Raw genomic sequence first — 13676 nt, forward strand, 5'->3', positions numbered from 1 at the left:
CAGCAAGGGCTGTAAATGATTTATCCAGAAGGCTTATGATCTTCATGCTGCTAAGTTAAATGTTATTTGGTCGTTCAATTCAGAAAAGAAACCATAAAAACCACGATAATAAATAAGGCATAAATCACATTAAATAAAAGAAACCATAAAAACCATAGCTGCCATTAAAACTTCGCTTTTAATATGCCATTCCTCACATAAAGTAGGGCTTTGTGACTCTAAGCTGAACGCACAAAATAACTAAGGGGCTTATTATGAGCACAACTGACGATTCTTTCTGTGTTACCCACGACCCGATTGAAATTCAGCGGCCATCCCTCAAGGAGCGGTGGTGGCATATTATGGATACCTGGAAAATCGGGATTATTCCTCTGCCGCTGTTCGTTCTGGCGGGCGCGCTGATCGCGATTGATTGCCTGGGCGGAAAACTGCCGAGCGATATCGTGGTGATGGTGGCGACGCTGGCCTTCTTCGGCTTTGCCTGTGGTGAGTTCGGCAAACGCCTGCCGATTGTCGGCAAGCTTGGCGCGGCGGCGATTTGCGCCACCTTTATCCCTTCCGCACTGGTCTACTACGGTTTGCTGCCGGACGTGGTGGTGGAATCCACGACCAAATTCTACAAATCCACCAACATTCTCTACCTCTATATCTGCTGCATTATCGTCGGCAGCATCATGAGCATGAACCGCACGGTGCTGATTCAGGGCTTCCTGCGCATCTTCTTCCCGATGCTGTGCGGTGAAATCGTCGGCATGATTGTTGGCATGGGCGTGGGGCTGGCGCTGGGCCTGGAGCCGTTCCAGATCTTCTTCTTTATCATTCTGCCGATCATGGCGGGCGGCGTCGGGGAAGGGGCGATTCCGCTTTCCATCGGCTATGCCACCCTGCTGCATATGGACCAGGGCGTAGCGCTCGGCCGCGTGCTGCCGATGGTCATGCTCGGCGGGCTGACGGCAATCATCATCTCCGGCTGCCTGAACCAGCTCGGTAAACGCTACCCGCACCTGACCGGTGAAGGCCAGCTGATGCCTAACCGCGCGAATGCCGATGCCACCGCCTCTCAGCCTGCGTTCTCCGGTAAAGCGGACGTGACGACTATCGCCTCCGGCGCGCTGCTGGCGGTGCTGCTCTATATGCTGGGCATGCTCGGCCACAAGCTGATTGGCCTGCCTGCGCCCGTTGGCATGCTGTTTATGGCGGTGCTGGTGAAGCTCTGCAACGGCGCTTCTCCGCGCCTGCTGGAGGGTTCGCAGGTGGTGTACAAATTCTTCCAGACTTCCGTGACCTACCCAATCCTGTTCGCCGTTGGCGTGGCCATCACCCCGTGGCACGAGCTGGTCGCGGCGTTCACCGTCAGCAACCTGCTGGTGATTATCAGCACCGTTTCTGCGCTGGTGGCGACCGGGTTCTTCGTCGGTAAAAAGATTGGTATGCACCCGATTGATGTCGCCATCGTCTCCTGCTGTCAGAGCGGACAGGGCGGTACCGGCGACGTGGCGATACTGACCGCAGGCAACCGCATGAGCCTGATGCCGTTCGCCCAGATTGCTACCCGTATCGGCGGGGCGATTAACGTCTCTGTCTCACTGCTGATTCTGGGCAACTTCCTCGTCTAAGTATTCAGGAAAAAACAATGAAACTCGCAAGCTTTTTATACCAGGGAAAACGCAGCTACGGCATCGTTCAGGCCGAGGGCGTGATTGATTTAGGCCGCCGTCTCGGCGACCGCTATGGCGACCTTAAAGCGCTGCTGCAGGGCAACGGGCTGGCGTTGGCCACCCGTTACCTGAACGACGCGGTGGATGTACCGCTGAGCGCCATCACCTTCTTACCGGTGATCGTGCAGCCGGAAAAAATCCTCTGCGTGGGCATGAACTACGCCGACAAGCGCAAGGAGTTTGACCAGCACAACCCGGCCCCGACGCTGTTTGTCCGCTTCCCGGACTCACAGACCGGCCACAACGAGCCGGTACTGAAGCCGCGCCACTCCAGCGAATTCGACTACGAAGGCGAGCTGGCGGTGATCATCGGTAAGGGCGGGGAGAACATCAGCCGTGATGACGCCCTGCGCCACGTGGCGGGCTACAGCTGCTACATGGACGGCTCCGCCCGCGACTGGCAGCACACCTGGTTCACCGCCGGTAAAAACTGGCGTCAGACCGGGGCGTTTGGCCCCTGGATGGCGACGGCGGATGAGATCCCGGACCCGCACAGCCTGGCGATCCGCACCTGGCTTAACGGCCGCATGGTGCAGGAGGACAACACCAGCAGCATGATCCACAAGGTCGCGGAGCTCATCGAGTACATCAGCACCTTTACCCGCTTAAGCCCGGGCGACGTGATCATCACCGGCTCCCCGGGCGGTGTGGGTAAAAAGCGTAACCCGCCGCTGTTTATGAAAGAGGGGGATCGCATTGAGGTGGAGATCGAGCATATCGGTCATCTAAGCAACGTGATTGTTGAAGCGCCAGCCGTCGGGCTTGCGGCGGCACACTGAGAAAGGCGGCATGAACAGTCAACCCATCGATTTTCGCCAGACGCTGGTGGCGAAACACCCGGAACGCTTAAGCCAGATCCGCTACCTGCTGGCAGACAGCGGCCTTGGCCTGGACAACGACATCACGCTGTTTGTCGAAGCCTGGTCCGGCGCGCAGCTGGTGGGTTGCGCAGGACTTGCCGGCAACGTCATCAAATGCGTGGCGGTCAACGAGCAGCTTCGTGGGGAAAACCTCAGCGCGCGGCTGCTGGCAGAGGTGGAAAATGCGGCGCTGGAGCGCGGCCATTTTCACCTCTTCCTCTGCACCCGTCCGTGCAACCGGGAGCGCTTTGCCCGCAGCGGCTTCTGGCCAATTGCCCAGAGCGGGAACAACGCGGTGCTGATGGAGAACACCCCGCAGGGGATCGCGCGCTACTGCCGTACCTTAAGCCGGATGCGAAAGGGCGGGGAGAAAACTGGCGCGATAGTGATGAACGCCAATCCGTTCACCCTCGGCCACCGCCATCTGGTGGAGCAGGCGGCGCAGCGGTGCGATGCCCTGCATCTGTTCGTGGTGCGTGAAGACGCCTCGTTCTTCCCGTTCAGCGCGCGTCTCGAGATGGTGCGCGCGGGCGTAGCCCATCTGCCGAACGTGGTGGTGCATGAAGGCTCGCAGTACATCATCTCCCGCGCCACCTTCCCGGCCTACTTCCTGAAGGAGACCGGAAAAGTGCAGCAGGCGTGGAGCGAGATCGACGTGCTGATCTTCCGGGACTTCATCGCCCCGGCGCTCGGCATCACGCACCGCTTTATCGGCTCGGAGCCTTTTTGCGACATCACCCGCCAGTACAACCAGACGCTGCATGACCTGCTGGCCTCGCATATCGAGGTGGTGGAAATGCCGCGCATCAAGGCCACCGGCAACGCCATTTCGGCGTCCGAAGTGCGCCGTTTACTCAAGACACAGCAGTTTTCCCGGATCCGGGAGATCGTCCCGGACTCCACCTTCGCGCATCTCGAAACACACTATCGTGCGAGTGCGGAAGTCGCATAACTATCAGGAATTTATCATGAATATTGTAAGGGAGGCGCTGGCCGGAACGCAGGAGTCCAGCGACCTGATGGTGAAAATCGCCCCCGTTCACGGAGAGCTGGAGATTGTCATCCACAGTGAAGTGATTAAGCAGTTTGGCGAGCACATTCGCCAGGTGGTCAACGACACGCTGCGCGCCATGAACGTGCGCCAGGGGCTCATCATTATTGAAGACAAAGGGGCGCTGGACTGTGTTATTCGCGCCCGCCTGCAAAGCGCGCTGATGCGTGCCGTCGATGAACGGGCCATCAACTGGGAGGCGCTGAAATGAGCAAACTCCGCCGCAGTATGCTGTTCCTGCCGGGCGCCAACGCCGCCATGCTTTCCACCGCGTTTATCTACCGCCCCGACTCCATCATGTTTGACCTTGAGGACGCCGTCGCCCTGCGTGAGAAGGACACCGCGCGCATGCTGGTATTCCACGCGCTACAGCACCCGATGTATCAGGATATCGAAACCGTGGTGCGCATTAACCCGCTCAGCACGCCGTTTGGCCTGCTGGATCTGGAAGCCGCCGTGCGCGCGGGCGTGGACGTGATCCGCCTGCCAAAAACCGACACCCCAGACGACGTCTATGAGTTAGAGGGCCATCTTGAGCGCATTGAACGCGAGTGCGGCCGCGAGGTCGGCTCCACCCGCGTGATGGCGGCGATTGAGTCGGCCATTGGCGTCATCAATGCCGTGGCGATTGCCCGCAGCTCCCCGCGCCTCATCGGCATCGCGCTGGCCGCCTTTGACTACGTGATGGACATGCAGACCGAGCGCGGCGACGGCACCGAGCTGTTCTACGCCCGCTGCGCCGTGCTGCACGCCGCCCGTGCGGCAGGCATCGACGCCTTCGATGTGGTGTGGTCAGACGTTAACGACGAGGCCGGGTTCCTGCGCGAGGTCGATCTGATCCGCAAGATGGGCTTCAACGGCAAATCGCTGATTAACCCGCGCCAGATTGACCTGCTGCACAACGCTTATGCACCGACTCAGGAAGAGGTGGATCACGCAAAAAGGGTGATTGAAGCGGCAGAAGAGGGCGAGCGTAACGGCCTGGGCGTGGTGTCGCTCAACGGCAAAATGGTGGATGCACCAATTATTAACCACGCGCAGGTGGTGCTGGAGCGCGCGGCGGCTTCCGGCGTGCGTCGGTAAGGATGACAAAATGAATCAAACAGAACTTCTCCACGTAAACTTCCCCCATCTGCGGGACCTGAAACCCTTTGATACTGCCCACAGCGCGACGCCGTGGCTGGCGGACAGTGACGCGAAGCACAACCGCAAGCTATGTGCCTCCCTTGAAGAAGCCGTAGCGCGCAGCGGCCTGCAGGACGGGATGACCATCTCCTTCCACCATGCCTTTCGCGAAGGCGACCGGGTGATCAACACTGTTGTGGCGCTGCTGGCGCGGATGGGCTTCAAAAACCTGACGCTGGCCTCCAGCTCGCTGATGACCTGCAACGACGCTCTGATCGAGCATATTGAAAGCGGCGTCATCACCCGGATTTACACCTCGGGCATGCGCGGCAGGCTGGCGGACGCCATCTCCCACGGGCTGATGGACGAGCCGGTACACATTCACTCCCACGGTGGGCGAGTGAAGCTGCTCCAGGACGGCGAGCTGAATATCGACGTGGCGTTTCTCGGCGTGCCGTGCAGCGATGCGTTTGGCAACGCTAACGGCACGCACGGTAAATCGTGCTGCGGCTCGCTGGGCTACGCGATGGTGGACGCGCACTTTGCCCGCAAGGTGGTGCTGCTGACCGAAGAGCTGGTGCCGTTCCCGAATATGCCCGCCAGCCTGGTGCAGGACCAGGTGGACTACATCGTGCAGGTCGAGAGCGTGGGCGACCCGGCGAAAATCAGCGTCGGCGCGGCGCGCGTCACCAGCAACCCGCGCGAGCTGATGATCGCCCGCTATGCGGCGGACGTGATTGAACACTCCGGCTATTTCAAACCGGGCTTCTCGATGCAGACCGGCTCCGGCGCGGCGGCCACCGCCTGCACCCGCTTTATGGAAGAAAAGATGGAGCGCAGCGGCGTAAAGGCGCGCTTTGCGCTCGGCGGCATCACCGGCAGCCTGGTGGATCTGCACGAGAAGGGGCTTATCGAAAAGCTGCTCGACACCCAGTGCTTTGACGGCCAGGCGGCGGCTTCGCTGGCGCGCAACCCGAACCACGTAGAGATCTCCACCAACGTCTACGCCAACCCCGGCAGCAAGGCGGCAAGCTGCGACCAGCTCGACGTGGTGATCCTCAGCGCCCTGGAAATTGACGTTGATTTCAACGTCAACGTCATCACCGGCTCCGACGGCGTGATGCGCGGCGCGTCCGGCGGGCACTGCGACGTGGCGGCGGCAGCCAACCTGACCATCGTCGTCGCGCCGCTGCTGCGCAGCCGCATTCCGACGGTGGTCAAGCGCGTCACCACGCGCCTCACGCCGGGCGAAAGCATCGATGTGCTGGTTACCGATCACGGCATCGCAGTCAACCCGGCGCGCCCGGAGATCCGCGAGCGGCTGCTGGAGGCCGGGCTGAAGGTAGTGGACATCAGCGCGCTCTATGAGCGGGCGATTTCCCTGACCGGCATACCGAAACCGATTGAATTTACCGACAAAATCGTCGGGGTGATCCGCTACCGCGACGGCAGCGTGATCGACACCGTACGACAGGTGAAGGAGTCAGTATGATTTTAGCGACACCCGTGCGGGCGGGTGTCAGCCTGGAGGAACTGCTGGCGGCGAAAGAGCGTCGCGCAGCCCGTCAGGCTGACTGGCTTACGCACTATAAACAGCCGGTGATCTCCCTCACGCTGGTCACGCCAGGGGAAATCAAGGACAGCCTGCGCTATCGCAACACCATGGGCGTGGCGCTCCAGATGTGCGACCAGCTGCTGTGGGAGAACCGCTGGCAGGTGCTGGACCGCCAGGTGCTGTGGCTGCCCACCGGACCGGAAGCCTTGTGGTGCGTCGCCCATGCGGCGGCGGAAATCAAAGCGCACTGCGCGGAACTGGAGCAGACGCACCCGCTCGGCAGGCTGTGGGATCTGGACGTGATCTGCCCTCAGCACGGCCACGTCGGGCGTCAGTCGCTGGGAGAGAATCTCAGGCGCTGCCTGATCTGCGACGAGCCCGCGCATGCCTGCTCCCGTTCGCGCAATCATCCCGTTGAGCAAGTTGTTTCCCGCGTGGAGAAGACGATCGATGACTGGTTTGCTCGCGACTAAACCGCGCCCGGTTGACGTGCCCGCGCTTGCCGAAGCGGCGCTGTGGCAGGAGCTGGAGCTGACGCCCAAGCCGGGGCTGGTGGACAAGCTCAACAACGGTTCCCATCGCGATATGGACCACGCGCTGTTTGTCCGCAGCATTGCGGCGATTGCACCGTGGTTTTCGCGCTTTGCTGAACTCGGTAACGTGCATGCGGATAAACCCGCTGACGCACAGCTGCGGATTATCCGCCCGATGGGGATGGCCTGCGAGCAGGCGATGTACGCTGCGACGAACGGCGTGAACACGCATAAGGGCGGAATTTTTGCTCTCGGCCTGCTGTGCTTCGCTGCCGGGCGTGTGAAAAATGTCTCTGCGGACAGCCTCTGTTGTGAGGTGAGTAACATCTGCAGCGGGCTGGTGTCGCGGGAGCTGGCAGCGCGCAGCGGGCAGGCGACGGCGGGCGAGCGGCAGTTTCAGCAGTACGGCTTAACCGGGGCGCGAGGCGAGGCGGAGAGCGGCTTTGCGACGGTGCGTAAGGCGCTGGGGCAGTGGAACGGACAGTCGCTTCACGGCCTGCTGTTGCGCCTGATGGCGGTCAATCAGGACAGTAATCTCGTGTCACGCGGCGGCATTCAGGGGCTGCGCTACGTTCAGGGCTATGCGCGGGAACTGCTGGCTAACGGCTGGGATCGCGAGGCGTTGCTTAAGATGGATAAGGCACTGATTGAACGAAACCTGAGTCCGGGCGGCAGCGCGGATTTGCTGTCGGTGGGGTGGGTGCTCTCTGCAATAAAATAGCCGGGTGGCGGCTACGCCTTACCCGGCCTACGGTCTGGTTTTGTAGGCCCGGTAAGCGAAGCGCCACCGGGCACAACAATTAATGCGCAATCGGCTGTGTACCGTGCGCTGTGCGAACGTGCTTGTACTTGAACAGCGCGAGGAACGCGAAGAACAGCACCAGCGAATACGCCGCGAAGATCAGCCACACGGGCTGCCAGTCGGTGATACCGTTGGTGGTGTACATCTCAACCACTTTACCGCTCACCACGCCGCCCAGAATACAGCCGAAGCCGTTGGTCATCATCAGGAACATGCCCTGCGCGCTGGCGCGGATTTCAGGCTTCACCTCTTTTTCCACAAACACCGAACCGGAGATGTTGAAGAAGTCGAAGGCGCAGCCGTAAACAATCATCGACAGCACCAGCAGCACGGTGCCGAACGCGCTCGGGTCGCCGTAGGCGAACAGGCCGAAGCGCAGCATCCACGCGGCGATACTGATCAGCATGACGTTTTTGATGCCGTAGCGACTCAGGAAGAACGGGATGGTCAGGATGAACAGCGTCTCGGAGATCTGCGAGATGGACATCATTACCGACGCGTGCTCAACGATAAAGCTCCCGGCAAACAGCGGATCGTTATCGAAGCTGTGCAGGAAGGTGTTGCCGAACATGTTGGTGATTTGCAGCTCCGCGCCCAGCAGCATGGAGAAGATAAAGAAGATCGCCATGCGCTTGTTTTTGAACAGCGCGAAGGCATCCAGGCCAAGCATGGTGCTCCAGCTCTGGTTTTTCTGCTGGTTAGATACCGGAATGGTTGGCAGCGTCAGGGTGAACAGCGCCAGCAGTACGGAGAGCGCAGCACCAATATACAGCTGCATGTGGCTCAGCTCGAAGCCCGCGAAGCTCACGCCCCACATCGCCATGATAAAGCCGATGGTGCCCCAGATACGGATTGGCGGGAAGTCGGTGACGATATCCAGGCCGGCAGATTTCAGGCGGTAGTAGGAGATGGAGTTGATCAGCCCAAGCGTTGGCATATACGCCAGCGAGTTAAGCAGGATCACCATAAACATCGCCCCCGGCGTGGTCACTTCGGCCGCCATAAACAGCGTCCCCGCACCCACCAGATGGCAAAGCATATACAGCCATTTCGCACTTAACCATTTATCCGCCACGATACCGAGCAGCGTTGGCATGAAAACAGCCGCAATACCCAGCGAGCTGTAGACGGCACCGATTGACGCACCATCAAACTTGAGCGTCACAAACATATAGGAGCCGAGTGTAGTCAGCCAGCTACCCCACAGGCAGAACTGCAGAAACGACAAGATTTTAAGCTGCAGCTTAAGGTTCATGTTACTTTCCTCACAAGTGAGCGGGAGATATGTTGTTATAGGAACATTCAGGGTTGTTATTTGATGCAATTCTATCAGTTGGCAACGATATGTTTTGTTACCTCCCGCAAAAAAATGCAATCCACATTAATTTGCAGTTTGGATTGTGATGCAAATAACATTTTCGTATGGGTGGAGGATAGGTGCGGACTGATGCCCTCACCCTGACCCTCTCCCACAGGGAGAGGGGAAGCAGAACCCCTTCTCCCTGTGGGAGAAGGAGGGCCGATCACCGACGACGATAGTTTTTCTGCGCCGTATTCACCTTATACAGGTATCGGCGGGATTCCGCAGACGGGTGGCGGGTGGTGAGGGTGGAGTAAACATCCCCCGGCGCCATGCTGTTGATGATGTTCGCAGCCTGCACTTTGTCATTCGAGAAGACGCGCAGCACGCTGCCCGCGCCGCCGTTATAGGCGGTGATCACCGCATAGCGACGCGACGTCGGGTTATCAATTCCGCCGAGATAGACATTGTTCAGCATCGCCAGATAGGCCGTGCCGGTATCAATGTTGCTTTGCGGATCGAACAGATAGCTGCGGCTCGGCGTGCCGGATTTCCCCTGCGAGCGGAAAACGTCTTTACCGGCGCTGTGCTGGACAACCTGCATCAGCCCCAGCGCGTCGGAACGGCTCACCGCGTACGGGTTGAACGAGGATTCGGTCTGCATAATCGCCAGGATCAGCGACTCGTCCACGCCATACTTACGCGACGCCTGACGCACCATGCCCAGATACTTATGCGCACGCTTGTCGAGGTGGTTCGGGACAAGGTTAATGGTAACGCTGTAGATAATCTTCAGGCCGTTAGAGCGGCTCTTCAGGCGCGTCTGCAGCAGGTAGTCGGCAAATTTCGTGGCGCGACCTTCCCAGCGGATCGGCTGTCCGGTCTGGTCGACAACCTGACCGTACAGGAACGGCTCTTTCGAAATGGTGATGTCGTCCGCATCGGAGTAGAGATCGATAGATCCCGGATCGTCACCCATCAGCAGGGTTTTGACGATCGCCTGACGCAGCCGTGCCGCAGGGTCGGTGCCTGCGATGGTCTCAATGGTGATCGTACCCTCATCAAAGTTGATGTGGCTACGGGTCAGATAGGCGTCGGTGTACTTAACGTAGTCCTTAGGTCCGGCAATAAGAACTTCGTTAAATCCCCATATGTTCTCGATGTTATGGGCAAACTGCCCCATCAAAATGTCAAAACCGTTGGTGTCCTTGACCCAGGCTTCATTGTAATCATCGCCTTTTTTGGACGAGCACGAGACCAGCAACGGCGCAACAAGGGCTAGCGCTAAAAGTTTTTTCATCATTCCGGGAGTGCGTGTTGTGTTTGCTTTAACGGCGGGGTTTCACCCGCACGCTGTTATTTTTCCGGCGGCGTATAGCCTTCGATGTGGACGTCTTTGCCCTCGAACAGGAAGCTCACCATCTCCTGCTCCAGCAGCTTGCGGTGCTCCGGGTTCATCATGCTGAGCTTTTTCTCGTTGATCAGCATAGTCTGTTTTTTCTGCCACTGTCCCCAGGCTTCTTTGGAGATCTCGTTATAGATGCGCTTGCCCAGGTCGCCCGGGTAGAGCTGGAAATCCTGGCCTTCAGCGTCGCGCTGCAGGAAAGTACAAAAAATGGTTCTGGCCATACGTATTCCTCTTTGTGTTGCCGATGCTAAACCATTGCACCGGCACGTAATTGCTGTAACAGGCGCTCCACGGGAGCCGCCAGCCCGACTGATGGCGGTTGCGCTAAGTTATACCAGAGAGCGGTGCCTTCATCCATGCAGGAGGTGAATGAGGACACGGGAAGCCACATCGGTACTATATCCAGATGGAAATGGCTGAAGGTGTGGCGAAACGCGGTCAGCTGCGTCAGGGTATCTGCCGCAATGCCGCGCTGTTTAAGCCATTCACGCAGCAAGTTTTCATCTTCAAACTGTGGGAAGCAGTATAGACCACCCCACAGACCGCTCGGCGGACGCTGGGCGAGGAAGACGTCGTCACCGTGCTGCATCAGCAGCATGTAGCCGGTGCGCTCCGGCAGCGTCTGTTTAGGTTTCTTAGCCGGATACTGCGCCCATGACTGGTTGGCATACGCCACGCAGAGGTTGTTCACCGGGCAGAGTTCGCACTTCGGTTTTGAGCGCGTGCAGACCATCGCGCCGAGATCCATCATCGCCTGGTTAAAACGCTCTACGCCCTTCGCCGGGGTGACCGCTTCAGCGATCTCCCACAGGCGTTTTTCAACGTCTTTCTTACCCGGCCAGCCGTCAACGGCGTAGCAGCGTGCGAGCACGCGCTTCACGTTGCCGTCGAGGATCGGGAAATGCTTGCCTAATGAAAGGGAGAGGATCGCGCCTGCGGTTGAACGTCCTACGCCGGGTAAATCGGCCACCTCGTCGAAGGTTTCCGGGAATTTACCGTTATGGCGGGTGGCGACCTGCTGCGCGGCCTTGTGCAGGTTGCGCGCGCGGGCGTAATAGCCCAGCCCGGTCCACAGGTGCAGCACTTCGTCCAGCGGCGCGTTTGCCAGGTCGGTGACCGTCGGGAAGCGTGCCATAAAACGCTCGAAGTAAGGGATCACGGTGGCGACCTGCGTTTGTTGCAACATCACCTCGGAGAGCCATACTTTGTAGGGCGTTTTTTCAATTTGCCAGGGCAGGGTTTTACGCCCGTATTTGTCGTACCAGTCCAGCACCTGGGCTGAAAATTGAGAGGCTTGCATGGTCATCGATTCGCATAATCAGGGACGCAGATTGCAGCACAGCGTCCATCTGCTGTAAACCGGATCTTTCCCATGCTTGCATAGAAGCCTTAACTTTGGATAATGCCCGTTTCCCGAACATTCTCACAAGCAGACAACTCTTTTATGAAAAACGACGTCATTTCACCGGAATTTGATGAAAACGGTCGCCCGCTGCGCCGTATTCGCAGCTTTGTCCGCCGTCAGGGCCGCCTGACCAAAGGGCAGCAACACGCGCTGGACAACTACTGGCCGGTGATGGGCGTTGAGTTCAGCGAGCAGCCGCTCGACTTTACCGAGCTGTTTGGCCGCGACGCGCCCGTCACGCTGGAGATCGGGTTTGGTATGGGCACCTCGCTGGTCACTATGGCGAAAGCGCGCCCTGAGCAGAACTTCCTCGGCATTGAAGTACACTCCCCGGGCGTCGGTGCGTGCCTGGCAACGGCCCACGAAGAGGGCGTTGAGAACCTGCGCGTGATGTGTCACGACGCGGTGGAAGTGCTGCACAAAATGATTCCTGACAATTCTTTGAACATGGTTCAGCTCTTTTTCCCTGACCCATGGCACAAAGCGCGTCATAATAAACGCCGTATCGTTCAGGCACCGTTTGCCGAGCTGGTGAAAAGCAAGCTCAAGCTGGGCGGCGTTTTCCACATGGCGACCGACTGGGAACCTTATGCGGAACACATGCTGGAAGTAATGTCGTCGCTGGACGGGTACAAAAATCAGTCCGAGAGCAACGACTACGTACCGCGTCCGGAATCGCGTCCGGTGACAAAATTTGAACAGCGTGGCCATCGTCTTGGTCACGGCGTATGGGACTTAATGTTCGAGAGGGTGAAATAATGGCAAAGAATCGTAGCCGTCGTCTGCGTAAAAAGATGCACATCGAAGAATTCCAGGAAGTGGGCTTCTCCGTTGCCTGGCGTTTCCCGGAAGGCACCAGCGTTGAGCAGATCGACCAGGACGTTGATGCGTTCATCAACGAGGTGATCGAGCCTAACAAGCTGGCCTTCGACGGTAGCGGCTACCTGGCATGGGAAGGTCTGATCTGCACCCAGGAAGTGGGCAAATGCACCGAAGAACATCAGGCCCTGGTTCGCAAATGGCTCGAAGAGCACAAGCTGGAAGATGTCCGCGTGAGCGAACTTTTCGACGTTTGGTGGGACTAATAAAGCAGTAAGCGGGCCAGCATTAGCTGGCCCATTTTGTCTGAGGGAGTGTTTAAGATGCGCAAAACGTTGCTGGCTGTTGCTTTGATGGCAACCGGATTCACCGCCCATGCGGATTATCAATGTGGCGTCACCCCGCGTGATGACGTGGTGTTAAGCCCGCAAACCGTGCAGGTCAAAGGCGAGAACGGCAATCTGGTGATTACGCCGGAAGGGAACGTCACCTTTAACGGCAAACAGTACAACCTGACTGCCGCACAGCGTGAGCTGGCGAAAGATTATCAGGCCGATTTGCGTACCGCGCTGCCATGGATTAATGAAGGCGCCCTGACGCGCGTCGAAAAGAGCCGCGTCGCGCTGGACAAAATCATCACTAAAGAGGTGGGGGAGAGCAGTAATATGCGCTCCCGCCTTACGAAGCTCGACAAGCAGCTCAAAGAGCAGATGAACCGCATTATCGAGACGCGCTCTGATGGCCTGACGTTCCACTATAAGGCGATCGATCAGGTCCGCGCTGACGGCCAGCAGCTGGTGAACCAGGCGATGGGCGGCATCCTGCAGGACAGCATCAACGAGATGGGCGCCAAAGCCGTGCTGAAAGGCGGCGGTAACCCGCTGCAGGGTGTGCTGGGCAGCCTTGGCGGCTTGCAGACTTCCATTCAGAACGAGTGGAAGAACCAGGAAGATGATTTCCAGCAGTTCGGCAAAGACGTGTGTAAACGCGTGGTGTCGCTGGAAGACAGCCGGAAGGCGCTGGTGGGGACGCTGAAGTAAGTTCTCTGCGCGCTGGGCCCCTCACCCCAGCCCTCTCCCCTGTACGGTCCGGGGACATAG

At 58.7% G+C, this 13676-nt stretch carries 15 protein-coding genes; 11 read left to right on the forward strand and 4 right to left on the reverse strand.

All coding sequences use genetic code 11. From position 1 onward, the window contains the following. The first annotated feature begins 254 nt into the window (after positions 1–254). From IM273_RS09125 to citG, 8 genes are read left to right on the forward strand one after another with little or no spacing between them, the layout of a single operon-like run. The gene (locus IM273_RS09125; RefSeq protein WP_193050790.1) at positions 255–1616 is read left to right on the forward strand and encodes a 2-hydroxycarboxylate transporter family protein; all 1362 of its coding nucleotides are present in this window, start codon (positions 255–257) and stop codon (positions 1614–1616) included. A 17-nt stretch (positions 1617–1633) separates the two neighbouring features. Further along, positions 1634–2497, forward strand: coding sequence for a fumarylacetoacetate hydrolase family protein (locus IM273_RS09130; RefSeq protein WP_045630636.1), 864 nt, complete (start codon positions 1634–1636; stop codon positions 2495–2497). 10 nt (positions 2498–2507) lie between these two features. Further along, positions 2508–3530 (forward strand): [citrate (pro-3S)-lyase] ligase, encoded by a 1023-nt coding sequence (gene citC / locus IM273_RS09135; RefSeq protein WP_028014385.1) that lies wholly within the window; start codon positions 2508–2510, stop codon positions 3528–3530. Between the two features lie 16 nt (positions 3531–3546). Then, a complete protein-coding gene (citD, locus tag IM273_RS09140) occupies positions 3547–3840 on the forward strand; it encodes a citrate lyase acyl carrier protein (RefSeq protein ID WP_193050788.1) in 294 nt (97 codons plus the stop codon). Next, positions 3837–4712, forward strand: a complete 876-nt coding sequence (gene citE, locus IM273_RS09145) for a citrate (pro-3S)-lyase subunit beta (protein ID WP_028014383.1) — start codon at positions 3837–3839, stop codon at positions 4710–4712. Before citD ends, citE begins: the two co-directional genes overlap by 4 nt. Before the next feature lie 10 nt (positions 4713–4722). Further along, a complete protein-coding gene (gene citF, locus IM273_RS09150; RefSeq protein ID WP_193050786.1) occupies positions 4723–6246 on the forward strand; it encodes a citrate lyase subunit alpha in 1524 nt (507 codons plus the stop codon). Continuing rightward, on the forward strand, positions 6243–6782 hold the full coding sequence (citX, locus tag IM273_RS09155; protein WP_193050784.1) for a citrate lyase holo-[acyl-carrier protein] synthase: 540 nt from the start codon (positions 6243–6245) through the stop codon (positions 6780–6782). Before citF ends, citX begins: the two co-directional genes overlap by 4 nt. Next, positions 6760–7563, forward strand: coding sequence for a triphosphoribosyl-dephospho-CoA synthase CitG (gene citG / locus IM273_RS09160; RefSeq protein WP_193050783.1), 804 nt, complete (start codon positions 6760–6762; stop codon positions 7561–7563). The genes citX and citG overlap by 23 nt, the downstream gene beginning before the upstream one ends. Positions 7564–7642: 79 nt before the next feature. Here citG and IM273_RS09165 read toward each other — a convergent pair whose 3' ends face one another. The 4 genes from IM273_RS09165 to mutY all read right to left on the reverse strand — a co-directional run bounded on the left by IM273_RS09165 (position 7643) and on the right by mutY (position 11652). Then, positions 7643–8899 (reverse strand): nucleoside permease, encoded by a 1257-nt coding sequence (locus tag IM273_RS09165; protein WP_041908317.1) that lies wholly within the window; start codon positions 8897–8899, stop codon positions 7643–7645. 268 nt (positions 8900–9167) lie between these two features. After that, on the reverse strand, positions 9168–10244 hold the full coding sequence (mltC, locus tag IM273_RS09170; protein ID WP_045260773.1) for a membrane-bound lytic murein transglycosylase MltC: 1077 nt from the start codon (positions 10242–10244) through the stop codon (positions 9168–9170). Positions 10245–10300: 56 nt separating this feature from the next. After that, the gene (locus IM273_RS09175; protein WP_023309138.1) at positions 10301–10573 is read right to left on the reverse strand and encodes an oxidative damage protection protein; all 273 of its coding nucleotides are present in this window, start codon (positions 10571–10573) and stop codon (positions 10301–10303) included. A 26-nt stretch (positions 10574–10599) separates the two neighbouring features. Beyond that, on the reverse strand, positions 10600–11652 hold the full coding sequence (mutY, locus tag IM273_RS09180) for an A/G-specific adenine glycosylase (RefSeq protein ID WP_193050781.1): 1053 nt from the start codon (positions 11650–11652) through the stop codon (positions 10600–10602). A 144-nt stretch (positions 11653–11796) separates the two neighbouring features. Between mutY and trmB the strand changes: the two genes are divergently transcribed. From trmB to IM273_RS09195, 3 genes are read left to right on the forward strand one after another with little or no spacing between them, the layout of a single operon-like run. Continuing rightward, positions 11797–12516 (forward strand): tRNA (guanosine(46)-N7)-methyltransferase TrmB, encoded by a 720-nt coding sequence (gene trmB / locus IM273_RS09185; protein ID WP_028014376.1) that lies wholly within the window; start codon positions 11797–11799, stop codon positions 12514–12516. After that, positions 12516–12842 (forward strand): YggL family protein, encoded by a 327-nt coding sequence (locus IM273_RS09190; protein WP_028014375.1) that lies wholly within the window; start codon positions 12516–12518, stop codon positions 12840–12842. The genes trmB and IM273_RS09190 overlap by 1 nt, the downstream gene beginning before the upstream one ends. Before the next feature lie 57 nt (positions 12843–12899). Then, entirely contained in the window at positions 12900–13616 is a 717-nt protein-coding gene (locus IM273_RS09195) for a DUF2884 domain-containing protein (RefSeq protein WP_193050779.1), read from the forward strand. Positions 13617–13676: the final 60 nt, after the last annotated feature.

This window comes from Enterobacter cloacae complex sp. P13B, assembly GCF_014895915.1.
Classification (GTDB): Bacteria; Pseudomonadota; Gammaproteobacteria; order Enterobacterales; family Enterobacteriaceae; genus Enterobacter; species Enterobacter bugandensis.

Bases quoted from the DNA above. Each gene is read 5' to 3' on its own strand.
- IM273_RS09125 (WP_193050790.1), top strand. From the start codon at position 255: ATGAGCACAACTGACGATTCTTTCTGTGTTACCCACGACCCGATTGAA.
- IM273_RS09130 (WP_045630636.1), top strand. From the start codon at position 1,634: ATGAAACTCGCAAGCTTTTTATACCAGGGAAAACGCAGCTACGGCATC.
- citC (WP_028014385.1), top strand. From the start codon at position 2,508: ATGAACAGTCAACCCATCGATTTTCGCCAGACGCTGGTGGCGAAACAC.
- citD (WP_193050788.1), top strand. From the start codon at position 3,547: ATGAATATTGTAAGGGAGGCGCTGGCCGGAACGCAGGAGTCCAGCGAC.
- citE (WP_028014383.1), top strand. From the start codon at position 3,837: ATGAGCAAACTCCGCCGCAGTATGCTGTTCCTGCCGGGCGCCAACGCC.
- citF (WP_193050786.1), top strand. From the start codon at position 4,723: ATGAATCAAACAGAACTTCTCCACGTAAACTTCCCCCATCTGCGGGAC.
- citX (WP_193050784.1), top strand. From the start codon at position 6,243: ATGATTTTAGCGACACCCGTGCGGGCGGGTGTCAGCCTGGAGGAACTG.
- citG (WP_193050783.1), top strand. From the start codon at position 6,760: ATGACTGGTTTGCTCGCGACTAAACCGCGCCCGGTTGACGTGCCCGCG.
- IM273_RS09165 (WP_041908317.1), bottom strand. From the start codon at position 8,899: ATGAACCTTAAGCTGCAGCTTAAAATCTTGTCGTTTCTGCAGTTCTGC.
- mltC (WP_045260773.1), bottom strand. From the start codon at position 10,244: ATGAAAAAACTTTTAGCGCTAGCCCTTGTTGCGCCGTTGCTGGTCTCG.
- IM273_RS09175 (WP_023309138.1), bottom strand. From the start codon at position 10,573: ATGGCCAGAACCATTTTTTGTACTTTCCTGCAGCGCGACGCTGAAGGC.
- mutY (WP_193050781.1), bottom strand. From the start codon at position 11,652: ATGCAAGCCTCTCAATTTTCAGCCCAGGTGCTGGACTGGTACGACAAA.
- trmB (WP_028014376.1), top strand. From the start codon at position 11,797: ATGAAAAACGACGTCATTTCACCGGAATTTGATGAAAACGGTCGCCCG.
- IM273_RS09190 (WP_028014375.1), top strand. From the start codon at position 12,516: ATGGCAAAGAATCGTAGCCGTCGTCTGCGTAAAAAGATGCACATCGAA.
- IM273_RS09195 (WP_193050779.1), top strand. From the start codon at position 12,900: ATGCGCAAAACGTTGCTGGCTGTTGCTTTGATGGCAACCGGATTCACC.